This window comes from Ornithinimicrobium sp. F0845, from assembly GCF_023015765.1.
Lineage (GTDB): Bacteria > Actinomycetota > Actinomycetes > Actinomycetales > Dermatophilaceae > Ornithinicoccus.
This window is the reverse complement of record NZ_JALKAL010000014.1, coordinates 1-15,816: the sequence shown is the minus strand read 5'-3', so window position 1 is coordinate 15,816 and position 15,816 is coordinate 1. Positions and strand designations below refer to the sequence as shown.

The window sequence follows — 15,816 nt, the reverse complement described above, 5'->3', positions numbered from 1 at the left end:
TCAGGCGCGCGTGGTGGCCTCCTGCTCTGCCGCGTCCAGGTCCGCGTAGTCCCCGCGGGCCTCCTCGGCCGACGCGGCTGCGGACTCGTGCAGCTCCACCGGGTCGAGGTCGGGGTCGCCGGTGCGTTCGTCGTCGGTCCGGGAGCCGGCGTAGGCCGAGTTGCTCATGTCCTCCAGCTCGGCCAGCACGCGCGCGTGCTTGTCCACGCACGCGACGACGAGGTCGCCGGGGTTGGCCAACACCATGGCGTGCCGGACCGCCTCCACCTCGGGCAGCACCGTGTTGACCTGGCGGACCCGGGCCTCACCGGCCGCGATCGCCTCGTTGATGCCTCGCACGAGGTGCTCAGCGCTCTCACCCCGCGGCCGGCCCCGCGGGTTGTCGTCCTCCCGCACGACGAGGACGTCGAAGTGCCGGGCCGCGACGGCACCCAGTTCGGCCAGGTCGTCGTCGCGCCGGTCGCCGGTGCCGCCGATCACGCCGATCCGACTGATCCGGGCGTTTTCGAGCGCGGCCTCCCGCTGCTCGGCCAGGTTGTCCACGAACTCCCCGATCGCCCGCATGCCCGCAGGGTTGTGGCAGTAGTCCACGACCACGCTGACGCCCTTGACGTCGAGCATGTTCAGCCGGCCGGGGGAGAGGTAGTAGCTGGTGGTGAAGGTGCGCAGGCCCTGCCGTATGTCGTGCAGCGGCACGTCGCACGCGAAGGCCGCGCCGGCCGCGGCCATGGCGTTGGCGATGTTGAAGCGGGCGGCGCCGCCGAACGTGCTGGGGAGCAGGTGGGTCCAGGCCAGCTGCATCGACCGGCGTCCGTGCTGGATGACGATCATCTCGCCGCGGTCGGTGGGCTCGAGCACCACCGCGCGGCCTCCACGACGCAGCCGGGTCTCGATGAACTCGCGCTCCGGGCTGCCGGGCGGCTGCATCGAGAAGTAGACGATGCTGCCGCTGCAGTGGCGCCGCATGTCCCGGACGTTCGGATCGTCGGCGTTGAGGACCGCAAAACCGTTGCGGGGCACGGCCTCCACCACGACCCGCTTGACGGCGGCCAGCTGCTCCACCGTGTCGATGCCCCGCAGGCCGAGGTGGTCGGCGCTGACATTGGTGACCACGGCCACGTCGTTGCGGTCGTAGCCCAGGCCCTCCCGGAGGATGCCGCCGCGAGCCACCTCCATGACGGCAAAGTCGACGCGGGGGTTCTGCAGGACCATCCGCGCCGACTTGGGCCCCGAGGCGTCGGCCCGCTTGACCAGCCGCTCGTCGATCACGATGCCGTCGGTCGAGGTCATGCCGACCTGCTTGCCCAGACCCTTCATGATGTGGGCGATCATCCGCGACGTCGTCGTCTTGCCGTTGGTGCCGGTCACGGCCACGATCGGCACGCGCGAGGGGGTGCCCGGCGGGAACAGCAGGTCGACGACGGGCTTGGCGATGTACTGGGGCTCACCGACGGTCGGGTGGGTGTGCATCCGGAACCCGGGCGCGGCGTTCACCTCGCAGATCGCGCCCCCGGTCTCGCGGACCGGAGCTGAGATGTCGGGGCAGATGAAGTCGATGCCTGCGACGTCCAGGCCGATCAGCCGGGCCGCCTCCTCGGCGATCTCGATGTTCTCCGGGTGGGCGTCGAAGGTGCGGTCCACGGCAATGCCGCCGGTGGACATGTTGCCGGTGAGTGCCAGCTTGACCATCGTGCCCTCAGGGGGCACGGCGTCCATCTCGAAGCCCTGCTGCCGCACCAGCGCCACGGCCCCCTCGGTCACCGCGATGCGGGTCAGCACCTTCTCGTGGCCGACGCCGCGCCGAGGGTCGGCGTTGGTGATCTCGACGAGCTCGTTGACGGTGTGCGTGCCGTCGCCGACGACGTGGGCAGGCACCCGCTCGGCGATGGCCTGCATCCGGCCCCCCACGATCAGGCAGCGGTAGTCGTTGCCGATGATGAAGGACTCGACCACCATGATGCCGCGCCGTGACTGGGCGGCGGCCACCGGGAAGTGCTCCCGCACCTCCGCCTCGTTGCGCAGGTTGATGCCGACGCCGCGCCCGTGGTTGCCGTCCAGCGGCTTGACGACGACGGGGTAGCCGATCTGGTTGGCGACCGAGACCGCACCGTCCGCGGTGCGCACGGTGTCGCTCAGCGGCACCGGGAGGCCGGCGGAGGAGAGCAGGGTGTTGGTCAGGGACTTGTCGCCGGCGATGTCGACGGCGAGCGCTGAGGTCTTCGACGTCATCGTGGCGCGGATCCGCTGCTGGTGCACACCCTGCCCGAGCTGCACCAGCGAGGCGGTGTTGAGACGGATGAAGGGGATGTCGCGGGCGACTGCCTCCTCGAGGATCGCGTTGGTGGACGGGCCGAACGCCGCTCGTTGCGCCAACCGCAGGAAGTCGTCCAGCTCGGTCGGGAAGTCGAACTCCGGATCGTGCGTGACGGCGGCGTTGACCATGCGGATGGCCAGCTCGCCGGCCGCGAGGCCGACCCGCTCGTCGATGTAGGAGTAGATGACGTTGTAGTGACCGGGTGAGCCCTTCACCGCCCGGGTCTTGCCGCGGCGCAGGTCGTGGCCGGCCTCGGCCTGCAGCTGGAGTGCCAGGTGCTCGCTGACGTGGCCGACCCACGTGCCCTCGCGGAGCCGCTCGACGAAGCCGCCGGGCTTGCCCCGGGAGCAGACGTGGTTCTCCAGGCCCGGCAGCCACTCAAGGAGCTGCTCGGTGAAACCGGGCAGCAGGTTGGTGGGGTACTGCTCGAGGACCCCGAGGTCGACGACCAGGTGGATGGCCTGCTCGTAGTTCCACACGTTGGGGCCGCGATAGACACGCTGCTCGACGATCCGCAGGTCGGGGGCGGCCGGAGCGGTCGGGGTCTGGGGGTCGGTCATGCGGGTCCTCCTGGTCCGGTCAGCGGCGCAGCGCGGCGGCTGCGTTGGCGGTGTCGTGCACGTCGGTGGGGGAGGTGACGACGGCCACCTCCGAGTGCATCTCGACGAAGTCGGTGAGCTGGGCGGCTTGCAGGTCGAAGGTCGCGCCGTAGGGCAGGGAGTGCACGACGGCGCCCGACACCATGAGCGGCGCGTCCCGGCGCGCCTCGTGGGCGTCGCTGACCGCGGACCGGGCGTCCACGACATACACCGCGCCGGAGCCGACCACGGTCATCGACCGTTCGTTGACGATCTCGGCGGCGGTGTCCTCGTCGATGCCGACGCCGAGCAGGCTCGGGGAGGCGGCGATCAGCGAGAGCAGGCGCGCGTAGCGGGTGCGCTGGCCGAAGTGCTGATCGAGTATGACGCCGGGCAGCAGACCGAGCCCCGCGCTCAGTTGCGAGACCCGCTGGCGGGGCGCCACTCCCTCCTCGCCCATGGAGATCATGAACTGGCTCAGCACCGAGGCGCCGGCGGACGTGCCGCCGACGACGGCGCCGCGGTGGTAGGCCCGCGTGATGGCGTCGTGCAACGGCGTGCCGACGATCAGCTGCCCGAGTTTGAGCTGGTTGCCGCCCGTCACGAACACACCGGTGGCGGCGTCGATCGCCTCGACGAGTGCCGGGTCGGACGCCTCCTGGCGGGACTGGGGGTTGACCACGGAGGTCTCCCGGGCGCGTTGTCGGCCGAACACCGACTGGTAGACCTCGAAGGCCTCCTCAGCCATCGACGACGCGGTGGGGATGACCACGATGCGCGCGTCGGCTCCGCCGGCGAGGCGCACGAAGCGCTTGAGGACGATGACCCTGCGGCGTTTGTCCTCGGCCCCCCCGATCACCAGGAGCGTGCGATCCACCTGCTCCCCGCGGGGCGGGTCGGCGGGGTCGGACACGGAGGCCATGTGCGTCGACATGGATGCACCTTAATGCGTGTCGCGACGCGCGCCAGTCACGCAGGAGTCGAACAGGACCGGTGTCCTCACCCGTCGATGACGGTGCCCTTGGGGACGACCACGAGGCCGCTGTCGGTCACGGTGAAGCCGCGCGCGCGGTCCTGGTCGTGGTCGACACCGATGTTGACGCCCGCCGGCACCTTGACGTGCTTGTCGATGATGGCGCGGTGGATCTGGCAGCTGCGGCCCACCTCGACGCCGTCGAGGATCACGGACTGGGACACCATGCTGAAGGAGTGGACGTGCACCCGTGGCGAGAGCACCGAGTCGGCCACTGTCGCCCCCGAGACCACCGCCCCCGGCGACACCATTGAGCCGAGCGCGTGCCCCACCCGGTCCTGGGACCCGTGCACGAACTTGGCCGGCGGGTGGTTGCCGTAGTTGGTGTAGATGGGCCAGCGGTCGTTGTAGAGGTTGAACACCGGGTGCACGGACACCAGGTCCATGTGGGCGTCGTAGTAGGAGTCCATCGTCCCGACGTCGCGCCAGTAGGCCCGGTCCCGGTCGGTGGCGCCCGGGATGTCGTTGTCCTTGAAGTCGTAGACGTAACCCTCGCCGCGCTTCACGAACGCCGGGACGATGTCACCGCCCATGTCGTGCGAGGACGTCTCGTCCGCCGCGTCCTCGCGGACCGCCTGCTCCAGCACGTCGGCGTCGAAGACGTAGTTGCCCATCGAGGCGAGCACCTCGTCCGGAGCGTCCGGCAGTCCCTTGGGGTTCTTCGGCTTCTCCAGGAAGTCGGCGATGTGGCGCGGATCGGACTCGTCGACCTCGATGACGCCGAACTGGTCGGCCAGGCTCACCGGTTGGCGGATCGCCGCGACCGTCACCCCCGCTCCGGTCTCGATGTGCTGATCGATCATCTGCGAGAAGTCCATGCGGTAGACATGGTCCGCCCCGACGACGACGATGATGTCCGGGCGCTCGTCGTGCACCAGGTTCAGGCTCTGGTAGATCGCATCGGCGCTCCCGGAGAACCAGTGCTTGCCGACCCGCTGCTGTGCGGGGACGGGCGCGACGTAGTTGCCCAACAGGGTTGACATTCGCCAGGTGCGCGTGACGTGCGTGTCCAGGCTGTGCGACTTGTACTGCGTCAGCACCACGATCTTCAGGCAGCCGGAGTTCACGATGTTGGACAGCGCGAAGTCGATCAGCCGGTAGATGCCGCCGAACGGCACCGCTGGCTTTGCGCGATCCGCGGTCAGCGGCATGAGTCGCTTTCCTTCACCTCCCGCAAGCACGATCGCGAGAACCTTCAGCCGTCCCGTACGAGCAACCATGACCACAACCTAGGGCCCGCAGCGCGTTTGGTCGATAGGGGATAGCGTGGCGGTGTGCGCCTTGACCTGTTGACCCGCGAGTACCCCCCCAACGTCTACGGGGGCGCGGGCGTCCACGTAGCGGAGCTGACGCGTGCCCTGCGAGATCTGCCGGACCTCACCGTGGCGGTGCGAGCGTTCGACGACCCGGTGCAGGAAGCGGGGACGACGGGATACCCGACGCCGGAGAACCTGCAGGACGCGAACGCCGCGCTCAAGACACTGGGCGTCGATGTCGCCATGGCCGCCGACGTGGTGGCCGGTGGCGCTGATCTTGTGCACTCGCACACCTGGTACGCCAACCTGGGTGGCTATCTGGCCAGCCTGCTCGGCGACATACCCCACGTCATCTCTGCTCACAGCCTGGAGCCGATGCGGCCGTGGAAGGCCGAGCAGCTGGGCGGTGGCTACCGGGTCAGCTCGTGGGCCGAGAAGACCGCCTACGAGGCGGCTGCCGGAGTCATCGCGGTGTCCGCCGGGATGCGCAAGGACATCCTGGCGAGCTATCCGGCCATCGACCCCGCGCGGGTCCACGTCGTCCACAACGGCATCGACTCCCAGCTGTGGCAGCGGGACACCTCCGACGCTGCCCGGTCGTTCGTCGAGGAGCTCGGGCTCGACCCCGACCGTCCGAGCGTGGTGTTCGTGGGTCGGATCACCCGGCAGAAGGGGCTGCCCTACCTGTTGCGCGCGCTGGCCGAGCTGCCCCCTGAGGTGCAGATCGTCCTCCTCGCCGGTGCGCCGGACACCGAGGAGATCAAGGCCGAGGTGATCGGGTTGACCGACGCGCTGCGCGAGGGCCGCGGTGGGACGGTCGTCTGGGTCGAGGAGATGCTGCCCCGGGCCAAGGTCATCGCGGTCCTCTCCCACGCGACGGTCTTCCTCTGTCCGTCGGTCTACGAACCCCTCGGCATCGTCAACCTGGAGGCCATGGCCTGCGGCGCCGCCGTCGTCGCGACCGCCACCGGCGGCATCCCCGAGGTCGTCGTCGACGGTGAGACGGGCTGGTTGGTGCCGATCGAGCAGGAGACCGACGGCACGGGCACGCCCACGGACCCGGACAAGTTCGTCGCTGACCTCGCCGCGACGATCAACGAGGCCGTCTCCGACCCGGAGCGGGCGGCCCGGATGGGCGAGGCCGGACGAGCCCGGGCGGTCGAGCACTTCAGCTGGACGACGATCGCCGAACGGACCGTCGAGGTCTATCGCCACGTCCTCGAGCTCTGAGCGACCCGGCCCCTCCACCGCCCGGGTCTGACGCGACATCTGCCGAGGGCCAGTTCGGATCTACCGGGGCCGGCTCGGTTCTACCGGGGCAGGCTCGGTTCCGGGGCTGGTTTGGATCCACTCGGCGCCGGTTCGGTGTCGGGTCGTCCTGTATTGACTTCGTTCCCCGTGTGGATTTCGTTCCCGTGTGTGGACTTTGACCCCATATAGGGCACTTTTCCCACACACGGGAACAAAGTCCACACATCACGACCATCAGCCAACCCCGTGCGCTCGGTGGCCTGGAATCCAGCCACGCCGTGGCCGGTGCGCCGGCACCCCCGCAACGCCAGGCCCGGTCGAGAGGTGCGGTCAGCGCCAGCCGGCGAGGTGGAGGGCGCCGACGTTGGTTGCGGCGACGAGCGCACGGGAGCCCGCGTCGTGGAGCCGACGCAGGATCTGCTCGCGCCCGAGGGTGGTGCTGGAGCTGACACTGTGCAGCCGGTGGTCCAGGCCCGTGCCGGCCAGACCCGTGATGGCGCCGGCGAGCTCGATCACCCGGATCGCACGAGGCGGGAGCCCCTCGGGCAGTCCCCACTGGGCGTCGACGCTGTCACGCGCCGCGGCCTCGAGACCGTGTCCGCTCAGCGGCTGCCCGGGAGCCTGCCCGAGCTCGGCGGTGAGCTCGGCGACCTCGCGACGCAGCTGGAGCTCGACGTCCGGCAGGGACAGCTGCTGGACGACGTGCTGGGGCACCGGGTCGGCGTCGTGGGCCGTCCAGCGGGCCTCCCACCCCTGGTCACCCTCGGGACCGAACGGGGCGATGCGCGGCACCAGGGCACCACCGAGCCCGGTCACATAGACCAACTCCTCCGACTCGGTCGCCGCGGCGATCAGGTCGGCGGGACCACGCGGCATACTCGTCAGATCGCCGGCCCGGGGGAGGGCGACCAGGATGAGACGCTCACCCAGGTCTCGCCACAGCGCCAGCTGCGCCACCAGTCCGTCGACATGGTCCAGGTCCGGCATGGCCCGGCGGGCGACCGCCTCCAGCTCGAGGCGCCCGGCGAGGGCCGCGGTGCCCCACAGGGCCACGCGCACGCTCGCGGGAAGGTCGGCCATGCGGTGATCGTAAGCAGGCCGGGGCGAACTACCCTTGCTCGACATGAGCGATGTCCTGGAATTTGCCGGTGTCGGTGTGCGCCGTGGCGGCAACGTGCTCCTCGACGACATCGACTGGTCCGTGGAGGAGGGGGAGCGGTGGGTCGTCATCGGCCCCAACGGCGCGGGGAAGACCACCCTCCTGCAGATCGCTGCCGCGCGGATCCACCCCACCACCGGGGTGGCCGGCATCCTCGGCGAGGTCCTCGGCACGGTCGACGTCTTCGACCTGCGGCCCCGGATCGGTCTGTCCAGCGCCGCCCTCGCCGAGCGGATCCCGCCCGAGGAGCGGGTCCGCGACGTCGTGGTCACGGCCTCCTGGGGCGTCACCGGGCGGTGGCGGGAGGAGTATGACGAGCTGGACACCGGGCGCGCCACCGACCTGCTCGTGGCGCTGGGGGTGGAACATCTGGCCACCCGTCGCTTCTCCACCCTGAGCGAGGGGGAGCGCAAGCGCGTGCAGATCGCCCGCGCGCTGATGACCGACCCGGAGCTGATGCTGCTCGACGAGCCGGCAGCCGGACTGGACCTGCGCGGTCGCGAGGACCTCGTGGGACGTCTGTCGGTCCTCGCCGAGGACCTCGAGTCGCCGGCGATGGTGCTGGTGACCCACCACGTGGAGGAGATCCCGCCCGGCTTCACCGACATCCTGATGCTTCGCGAGGGCAAGGTGGTCGCGGCCGGGCCGATCGAGACGACGCTGACGGGAGCAAACCTGTCGACGACCTTCGACATCCCGCTCGTGGTGGACAAGCACGGCGCCCGCTGGTCAGCGCGCGCCGCATGAGCTGGTTCGAGGTCGGGGCCATCATCCTGGCCGGCGTCTGGGCCGGCACCATCAACACGGTCGTGGGCTCCGGGACGCTGGTGACCTTCCCGACGCTGCTCTCCTTCGGCTACCCGCCCGTGTCGGCCAACATCTCCAACAGCCTCGGGCTCGTGGCCGGTGGCGCGTCGGGAGCCTGGGGCTACCGGCACGAGATCCGCTCGCTCCGGACCCTCCTGGTCCAGCTCGCGCCCGCATCCTTCGTCGGCGCGGTCATCGGAGCGCTGCTCCTGCTGGTGCTCCCGCCCGAGGCCTTCGAGGCGATCGTGCCGGTGCTGATCCTGCTGGCACTGGTGCTCGTCGTCCTCGGTCCGCGGCTCAACGCCTGGGCCGCCAGACAGCATGCCGAGCAGGTCACCGGCCCGCGCTTCGTCGTCCTCATCGTCGGCATCCTCCTCGCCGGCATGTATGGCGGCTACTTCGGCGCCGCCCAGGGCGTGCTGCTGATCGGCCTGATGAGCGTCCTGCTGCCCAACGGGCTGCAGGAGCTCAACGGGGTCAAGAACGTGCTCGGGCTCATCGTCAACTTCACCGCCGCGGTGGTGTTCCTCATCGTCGACCCGGCTCAGGTCAACTGGGCGGTCGTCGGCCTGATCGCCATCGGTTCCTTTATCGGCGGAGTGCTGGGTGCGCGGATCGGGCGCAGCATGCCGCCCTGGTTGCTGCGGCTGACCATCGTGGTCATCGGTGTGGTCGCCATCGTGGTGCTGCTCGTATGACGGAGCGCCAGTTGCCCGCCGGCGTCACCTGGATCGATCGTCCGGATGACGAGCGCGTGCGTGACTACGTCGGCCTCACCGACGTGGCGTTGCGGCGCCTCCTCGAACCCGAGCAGGGCCTCTATCTGGCCGAGTCGGCCAAGGTCATCGGTCGGGCCCTGGACGCCGGCCACCGCCTACGGTCGCTGCTGCTCACCCCGCGGTGGGTCGTGGACCTGGCCGACCTGGTGGAGCGGGCGGTGTCCGAGGGGGCACCGGTCTATGTGATGGAACCCGCGGTCGCCCAGGAGATGACCGGGTTCCACCTGCACCGCGGCGCGATCGCCGCGATGCACCGGCCGGTCCTGCCCACGGTGCCGGACGTGATCGAGGGGGCCCGGCGGGTCGCGGTGCTGGAGGACATCGTCGACCACACGAACGTCGGCGCGGTCTTCCGCTCGGCGGCCGCGCTCGGCGTGGACGCCGTCCTGGTGACTCCGCGCTGCGCGGACCCGCTCTATCGCCGGTCGGTCCGGGTGTCGATGGGCACCGTCTTCCAGGTGCCCTGGACGCGGATCGATCCCTGGCCGCACGGCATACAGATGCTGCGTGAGGCGGGCTTCATGGTCGCGGCGTTCGCGCTCCGGGAGGATGGCCTCGCCTTGCAGCAGCTCGCCGAGGACCCGCCGGACCGGCTCGCGCTGGTCCTCGGCACCGAGGGAGATGGGCTGGGGGACCGGACCATCGCCGAGGCCGACCTGGCCGTGCGGATCCCGATGGCAGGTGGGGTGGACTCCCTCAACGTGGCGGCCGCCAGCGCCGTGGCGTTCTGGGCACTGCAGACGTCCTCACCCGAGGACTAGGCGCACCGCCAGTGTCACCATCACCGCGGCGACCAGTAGGTCGACGACGCGCCACGTCGTGGGGGAGGACAGTGGCCGCGACAGCGCCCGGGCACCCAGACCGAGGACCGTGAACCAGAGGATGCTGCCCACGCAGGCGCCGAGCGCGAACCACCACCGGGCGTCCTCGTGCGAGGCCGCGAGCATGCCCAGCAGCAGCACGGTGTCCAGATAGACGTGCGGGTTGAGGAAGGTGAGTGCCAGGGTCATGGCCAGGACCGAGCCGCGCGAGGTCGGAGCCTGCGCCACCAGCCCGGTCGGGCGTGCGGCGGAGCGCAGGGACCCCCACGCGAACCACAGCAGGTAGGCCGCACCGAGCCAGCGGATCGCCGTCAGGACGGTCGGAGACGAACTCACCAGCGCACCGACACCGGCGGTGCCGATCGTGATCAGCAGGATGTCGGCCAGGGCGCAGACCAGGACGACCGTGCCGATGTGCTCCCGGCGGATTCCCTGGCGGAGGACGAAGGCATTCTGGGCACCGATGGCGATGATCAGACCGAGCCCGGAGACCAGACCTGCGAGAACGATGGGCAGCACGGCGACCACGATAGGTAGGTCTGCGGTGAAGGGGAAGTGAATCATTGTGCTCTTCCCTTAGTGTTGCTTCATGAACCTGGAGCAGCTTCGAGCGCTGGTCGCCGTCGTGGACGAGGGCACCTTCGAGGCTGCGGCGCGTCGCCTGTCGATCACGCCGTCCGCCGTCAGCCAGCGGATCCGAGCCCTGGAGACGACGACCGGCCGCGTGCTCGTGCAGCGCGGGATCCCCTGCTCGGCCACCGAAGCCGGCACGGTGGTGCTCCGGGCCGCCCGACAGGTCGACCTCGTCGTGGGTGAGGCCACCGAGGAACTGACCGGTCCGGGCGGGGACCGCACGGTCCTCACGGTGGCGGTCAACGCCGACTCCCTCGCCACGTGGTTTCCCGCGGCGCTCCGGGCGGCCGCGACGTGGGACGACACCGTGCTTCGCCTGCGGGTGGATGACCAGGAGCACACCCGGGCGATGCTGGCCGGCGGCGAGGTGCTCGCCGCGGTGACCACCGACCGGCAGCCGGTGGTCGGGTGCACGGTGCGTGCGCTCGGGGTGATGCGCTACGTCCCGGTGGCCACGCCGGGACTCCTCGCGCGACACCAGGACGGGGCGTCGCTCGACCTCGATCGGATGCCCGTCGTCCAGTTCAACGCCAAGGACACCCTCCAGGACACGGTCCTGGACGAGCACGCCGCCTCGGCGGCGCCGTGGCACGGCGTCCCGTCGTCGGAGGGCTTCGCGCGGGCCGTGCGCGCCGGGCTGGGTTGGGGCATGCTGCCCGAGCACCAGATCGGCGCCTCGCTCGACACCGGCGCCCTGGTCCGCCTCCCCGGCGCGGCGACCCGCGACGTCGCGCTGCACTGGCAGGTGTGGCGACTCGGCTCACGTCACCTGGAGAGGCTCACCGACACGGTCGTCGACGCGGCCAGGGCGCTGCGTCCACCACCCATGACCGAGCGCATGGCGCGTCGTCCCCCGAGGTGACCGAGCGCGTCAGGTGGGAGGTAGCCTCACCCGGTGACGGCATACCACGCAGACTCCAGTGACCTGACCGACAAGGAGATCCTGACCTGGGACGGGTTCGGGCAGGCCAGTCGCGAACTGGCCCAGACCGTGGTGGACGCGGACTTTGAGCCGGAGATCATCATCGCCGTCGCGCGCGGTGGGTTGCTGCCCGGCGGGGCCCTGGCCTACGCCCTCGGGATCAAGTTGTCCGACGCCATCAATGTCGAGTTCTACACCGACGTGCACGAGACGCTGCCCGACCCCGTCCTCCTGGCACCACTGCTGGACACAGAGTCGATCAGGGGGCGTCGCCTGCTCGTCGTGGACGATGTCGCGGACTCCGGGAGGACGCTGGCCCTCGTCCTCGACCTGCTCCGGGCACATGGCGCGGACACCCGCAGCGCCGTCCTCTATGCCAAGTCGGCCACGATCGTGGAGCCCGACTTCGTGTGGAAGCACACGGACGAGTGGATCGTCTTCCCGTGGTCCGCTCAACCACCGGTGGCTCGAACAGCCTCGGGCGACTGAGAACCCGACGCCGGGCGGTGGCGGCCCGGCGGTAGCGGGCCACGGCACGCTCGGCCGTCAGCGGGCCAGGCCCTCGACGACGTCGACGCGCGGTAGGTCCGCGACCAGGGCCCCGGGCAGGCGCAGCTTGGAGCGGCGCAGACCGGAGCCGATGACGACCCGTTCGGAGGCCGTGACGCGGGCATCGACGAGCACCGGCCACCCGGTGGGCAGACCGACGGGAGTGATCCCGCCATACTCCATCGCCGTGTCGGCGACCGCCCGGTCCATCGGCATGAAGCTGGCCTTGCGCACGTCCAGGGCCTTGCGGATGGTGGTGTTGACGTCGGCGCGGGTGGTGGCCAGCACCAGCCCGGCGGCGACCCGCTCGGTCTCGCCCCGGCGCCCGAGCACCACGATGCAGTTGGCGCACTCCTCCAGCAGCACGTCGGTGGCGTCCACCAGGGCCTGGGTGTCGGCGATCTCCGGGTCGATCTCGGTGACCTCCACGACGTCGGCCAGCGGTGAGCCGGCCAGGGCCTCCCGCACGGGATCGGCCACCAGGTCGGGGCGCTCGGCGAAGGGGTGCCAGGTCAGTGCAGTCATGTCACCAGGATGCGCACCAGGTGGGCGAGCGTGGCAGCCGGGTCCTCGGTCGTGCCGCCGTGCACCGGGCCGGGCTGCACGATCGTGCTGCGTGGCGCGCTCAGCCAGCCGAAGCGCGGCCCCAACCGGTCCAGCCGCGGGGTGGCGGGCGAGTGCTCGCCGGCGGCCACCCGGCATACTGCCTCGAGCGCGGCACGCACGGACTCCAGGTCCAGGTCGGGAGCGAGGGCCAGCGCCCGCTCCTCCTGCAGCGCGAAGGCGGCCTCGAGGTAGTCGGCCTCCTGGCTGTAGAGCACGACCCCGACGTTGATGAACTCCTCGCGCTCGACGCGGGGGACCAGGCGCAGCGTGACGTACTGGTAGTCGTAGCTCATGACCCGCCTCCCGGCAGCCAGGCGCCCGGATTGTCCAGGCGGGCCCGCAGGTGCTCGCAGTATGCCGTCCGCACCGCCTGCGCGTCCGTGAGCTCAGTGGTGGTCTCGAGCCAGTCCTCGGGCACCTGGTCGAGCACCTCGCCGACCAGGTCGGGGGTGACCCGCGCGGACAGCTCGGCGTGCGCGGCGGGCAGGTCGTCGGCGACACCGCCCAGCACGTGGTCGTCGGCGCGATAGGCCTGCTGGGCGAAGCGCTCCGGGTTGGGCGCCTTGCTGGGCCACGAGTGGTGGAAGTAGAGCGCGGCCCCGTGGTCGATCAGCCAGGTCTCCCGGTGCCAGGTCAGCAGGTTGGGGTTGGACCAGGTGCGGTCGACGTTGGCGGTGAAGGCGTCCAGCCACAGGATCCGGGAGGCCAGTGCGGGGTCCGGCGGGCGGGAGCCGTCGTAGCCCAGCGACCCGGGCAGCAGGTCGACCCCCAGGTTGGTGCCGGGGGAGGCGTTGAGCAGGTCCTGCACCTCCTCGTCGGCCTCGTAGCGCGCGATCGCCGGCGGCAGGTCGATGGTCACCATCCGCGGCACCGGCAGGCCGAGGCGCCGCGCGAGCTCACCCACGATCACCTCGGTGACCAGCACCTTCAGCCCCTGGCCCGCGCCACGGAACTTCACGACATACGTCCCCAGGTCGTCCGCCTCGACGACGCCGGGCATCGAGCCGCCCTCGCGGAGCGGGGTGACGTAGCGGACGGCGGTGACGTGGTCGAGCACGTGCCGAGCCTATGCGAGGGGTGTGTCACAGTGGCGCCATGCCCGCCGTCCGCCGCGAGTCCAGCATCCTGCACGTGGACCTGGACGCCTTCTTCGCCGCGGTCGAGCAGCGCGACAAGCCCTCGCTGCGGGGCAAACCGGTCGTGGTCGGCGGGGTCGGTCCGCGGGGCGTGGTGTCCACGGCGTCCTACGAGGCGCGGCAGTATGGCGCGCGCTCGGCCATGCCGACGGCCGAGGCCAGGCGGCGGTGCCCGGCGGGGACGGCCTTCCTGGGTGGCCGGTTCGACGCCTACCGGCTCAGCTCGAGGGTGGTGATGGGCCTCCTGCGGGACCTGTCACCGGTTGTGGAGCAGGTCTCGGTGGATGAGGCCTATGTCGACCTGCGTGGCGGTGGCGTGGCGGACTTCTCGGCGCCGGCGCTGCAGCGGTTGGGCAACGAGCTGATGGAGCGCATCCGGGCCGAGACCGGGGGGCTGACCGCGTCGGTGGGGATCGCGACCTCCAAGATGATGGCCAAGATCGCCAGCGAGCTGAACAAACCGGCTGGGCTGACTCTGATCGAGGCGGGCACCGAGCGGGCGGTGCTCGCACCGATGTCGGTCCGGGCGATCGCCGGCGTCGGACCCGCGACGGCGGCGCGGCTGCACGGCTTCGGGGTGGAGACCGTGGCCGACCTGGCGCAGGTCAGCGAGGTGGACATGGTCGCCATCTTCGGGCAGGCGCACGGCTCGAGCCTGGTCCACCTGGCCCGGGGGGAGGATGACCGTGCGGTGCAGACCCAGCGCGAGACCAAGAGCATCTCGGTCGAGGAGACCTTCGAGACCGACATCGCGGACCCGGCCGTGCTGGAGCGCGAGCTGGACCTGATGGTGGCCCGGGTGGCCAGCCGACTCGGGCAGGCCGCCAGCTTCGGCCGGACCACGACCGTGAAGGTCCGCCAGCACGACTTCAGCCAGCAGACCCGCTCGGGCACCCTGCCCTATGCCACCGGTGATCCCGCCGTGATCGGGCGTCAGGCACGGCGGCTGCTGGGTGCCATCGACGTGTCCTCCGGCATCCGGCTGCTCGGCGTGGGCGTCTCCGGCCTGACCACCCACGCCCAGGAGGAACTGGCCCTGGGCGAGGGCCTCTTTGCCGTGGCCCCGGGCGGTGCGGAGGTGCCCGACAGTCTCGGTGCGGTGGAGATGGACCCTGCACCCCGGCATACGGCGGAGGTCGTCAGGGGCACGAACTGGCGCCCCGGTGCGGACGTGGTCCACCGGGAGTATGGCGCGGGCTGGGTCTGGGGGAGCGGCCTGGGTCGGGTGACGGTCCGGTTCGAGGGGCCACTGACCGCACCGGGACCCGTGCGAACCTTCGCGGCCGACGACCCGGACCTGGAGGTCGGGTCACCCCCCGACTGGCGGGACGGGTGAGGGTTCTGGGGCCGATGCGTGCTAATCTTTCCCGTCGTTGCCCACCGTGTGAAGCGGTGGCACCCTCGTCCGGGTGGCGGAATGGCAGACGCGCTAGCTTGAGGTGCTAGTGCCCTTAACGGGCGTGGGGGTTCAAGTCCCCCTCCGGACACCGAACAGGCCTCTGGCCTGCGGATATGGTCGTTGCGTCTATTGGCGACTTGAACCCCCACGCGCTTCGGTCACCGCGCGGTGTCCCTGACCAGCCGATCGACGGCGTGTGACCGAGTCTCTGCCAGACCTCGGCGCGAAGCGCTAGAAGCGCATCTGTTTCGCGGGTCAGATTCACCTGTCGGCGCCTCCTCGACCACGTGCTGATGCTGGTCAGTGACGTTGTCCCGATGCCGATGGTGATTGGTCCGCCGACGGCCGACTTGGTGATGCGTCATTTCGCCCACTATGACGCGCTAGACAGTTGTTCGAACATGACGCAGGGTCGTGACGTACCGGATCCGCCGATGTCCGGATGTTTAGCGACGGCCCTCATCCTAGTCGCAGCTCGAGAAGCGGTGGTTGGCGGTTGTGACGATGACGCCCATCGTTTCCGTGGCCGGGCCACCTCAATCAGCCCAGAGCCGCGACCCGCACGATCGATGC

The 15,816-nt window shown here is 70.6% G+C and carries 15 protein-coding genes and 1 tRNA gene; 8 read left to right on the top strand and 8 right to left on the bottom strand.

The window, feature by feature from the left end:
• The 3 genes from cphA to glgC form a co-directional block, all read right to left on the bottom strand.
• Positions 1–2,874, bottom strand: a complete 2,874-nt coding sequence (gene cphA, locus MWU75_RS16535; protein ID WP_247092984.1) for a cyanophycin synthetase — start codon at positions 2,872–2,874, stop codon at positions 1–3.
• A 19-nt stretch (positions 2,875–2,893) separates the two neighbouring features.
• Positions 2,894–3,826, bottom strand: coding sequence for a cyanophycinase (locus MWU75_RS16530; protein ID WP_247092982.1), 933 nt, complete (start codon positions 3,824–3,826; stop codon positions 2,894–2,896).
• 65 nt (positions 3,827–3,891) lie between these two features.
• Positions 3,892–5,145 (bottom strand): glucose-1-phosphate adenylyltransferase, encoded by a 1,254-nt coding sequence (glgC, locus tag MWU75_RS16525; RefSeq protein WP_247092980.1) that lies wholly within the window; start codon positions 5,143–5,145, stop codon positions 3,892–3,894.
• Positions 5,146–5,199: 54 nt separating this feature from the next.
• Between glgC and glgA the strand changes: the two genes are divergently transcribed.
• Positions 5,200–6,411 carry a glycogen synthase gene (gene glgA, locus MWU75_RS16520; protein WP_247092978.1) on the top strand — a complete coding sequence of 404 codons (1,212 nt, stop codon included), beginning with the start codon at positions 5,200–5,202 and terminating at the stop codon, positions 6,409–6,411.
• 351 nt (positions 6,412–6,762) lie between these two features.
• Here glgA and MWU75_RS16515 read toward each other — a convergent pair whose 3' ends face one another.
• Positions 6,763–7,512 (bottom strand): hypothetical protein, encoded by a 750-nt coding sequence (locus tag MWU75_RS16515; RefSeq protein ID WP_247092976.1) that lies wholly within the window; start codon positions 7,510–7,512, stop codon positions 6,763–6,765.
• 43 nt (positions 7,513–7,555) lie between these two features.
• Between MWU75_RS16515 and MWU75_RS16510 the strand changes: the two genes are divergently transcribed.
• The 3 genes from MWU75_RS16510 to MWU75_RS16500 are packed head-to-tail and all read left to right on the top strand — an operon-like array spanning position 7,556 to position 9,938.
• Complete coding sequence (locus MWU75_RS16510; RefSeq protein WP_247092975.1) at positions 7,556–8,338, top strand: ABC transporter ATP-binding protein; 783 nt, start codon at positions 7,556–7,558, stop codon at positions 8,336–8,338.
• Positions 8,335–9,096 (top strand): sulfite exporter TauE/SafE family protein, encoded by a 762-nt coding sequence (locus MWU75_RS16505; protein WP_247092973.1) that lies wholly within the window; start codon positions 8,335–8,337, stop codon positions 9,094–9,096. The genes MWU75_RS16510 and MWU75_RS16505 overlap by 4 nt, the downstream gene beginning before the upstream one ends.
• Positions 9,093–9,938 (top strand): RNA methyltransferase, encoded by an 846-nt coding sequence (locus MWU75_RS16500; protein WP_247092971.1) that lies wholly within the window; start codon positions 9,093–9,095, stop codon positions 9,936–9,938. The genes MWU75_RS16505 and MWU75_RS16500 overlap by 4 nt, the downstream gene beginning before the upstream one ends.
• On the opposite strand, the gene MWU75_RS16495 is transcribed toward MWU75_RS16500, so the two are convergent.
• Positions 9,924–10,517: a LysE/ArgO family amino acid transporter gene (locus tag MWU75_RS16495; RefSeq protein ID WP_247092969.1), complete on the bottom strand. Its 594-nt coding sequence runs from the start codon at positions 10,515–10,517 to the stop codon at positions 9,924–9,926. The two genes, MWU75_RS16500 and MWU75_RS16495, sit on opposite strands and share 15 nt — an antisense overlap.
• 70 nt (positions 10,518–10,587) lie before the next feature.
• On the opposite strand from MWU75_RS16495, the gene MWU75_RS16490 reads away from it, so the two are divergent.
• Positions 10,588–11,493: a LysR family transcriptional regulator ArgP gene (locus tag MWU75_RS16490; RefSeq protein WP_247092966.1), complete on the top strand. Its 906-nt coding sequence runs from the start codon at positions 10,588–10,590 to the stop codon at positions 11,491–11,493.
• A gap of 33 nt (positions 11,494–11,526) precedes the next feature.
• The gene (locus MWU75_RS16485) at positions 11,527–12,042 is read left to right on the top strand and encodes a phosphoribosyltransferase (protein ID WP_247092964.1); all 516 of its coding nucleotides are present in this window, start codon (positions 11,527–11,529) and stop codon (positions 12,040–12,042) included.
• A gap of 57 nt (positions 12,043–12,099) precedes the next feature.
• Here the strand turns inward: MWU75_RS16485 and MWU75_RS16480 are convergent, their stop codons facing one another.
• Genes MWU75_RS16480 through MWU75_RS16470 form a run of 3 tightly spaced genes read right to left on the bottom strand, consistent with a single transcriptional unit; the run spans position 12,100 to position 13,765 of the window.
• Complete coding sequence (locus MWU75_RS16480; protein ID WP_247092962.1) at positions 12,100–12,627, bottom strand: YbaK/EbsC family protein; 528 nt, start codon at positions 12,625–12,627, stop codon at positions 12,100–12,102.
• Positions 12,624–13,001 carry a DUF3037 domain-containing protein gene (locus MWU75_RS16475; protein WP_247092960.1) on the bottom strand — a complete coding sequence of 126 codons (378 nt, stop codon included), beginning with the start codon at positions 12,999–13,001 and terminating at the stop codon, positions 12,624–12,626. Before MWU75_RS16475 ends, MWU75_RS16480 begins: the two co-directional genes overlap by 4 nt.
• Positions 12,998–13,765 carry a HipA family kinase gene (locus MWU75_RS16470; RefSeq protein ID WP_247092942.1) on the bottom strand — a complete coding sequence of 256 codons (768 nt, stop codon included), beginning with the start codon at positions 13,763–13,765 and terminating at the stop codon, positions 12,998–13,000. The genes MWU75_RS16475 and MWU75_RS16470 overlap by 4 nt, the downstream gene beginning before the upstream one ends.
• Before the next feature lie 38 nt (positions 13,766–13,803).
• Between MWU75_RS16470 and MWU75_RS16465 the strand changes: the two genes are divergently transcribed.
• Entirely contained in the window at positions 13,804–15,180 is a 1,377-nt protein-coding gene (locus MWU75_RS16465) for a DNA polymerase IV (protein ID WP_247092940.1), read from the top strand.
• 67 nt (positions 15,181–15,247) lie between these two features.
• Positions 15,248–15,331, top strand: a tRNA-Leu gene (locus MWU75_RS16460).
• Positions 15,332–15,816: the final 485 nt, after the last annotated feature.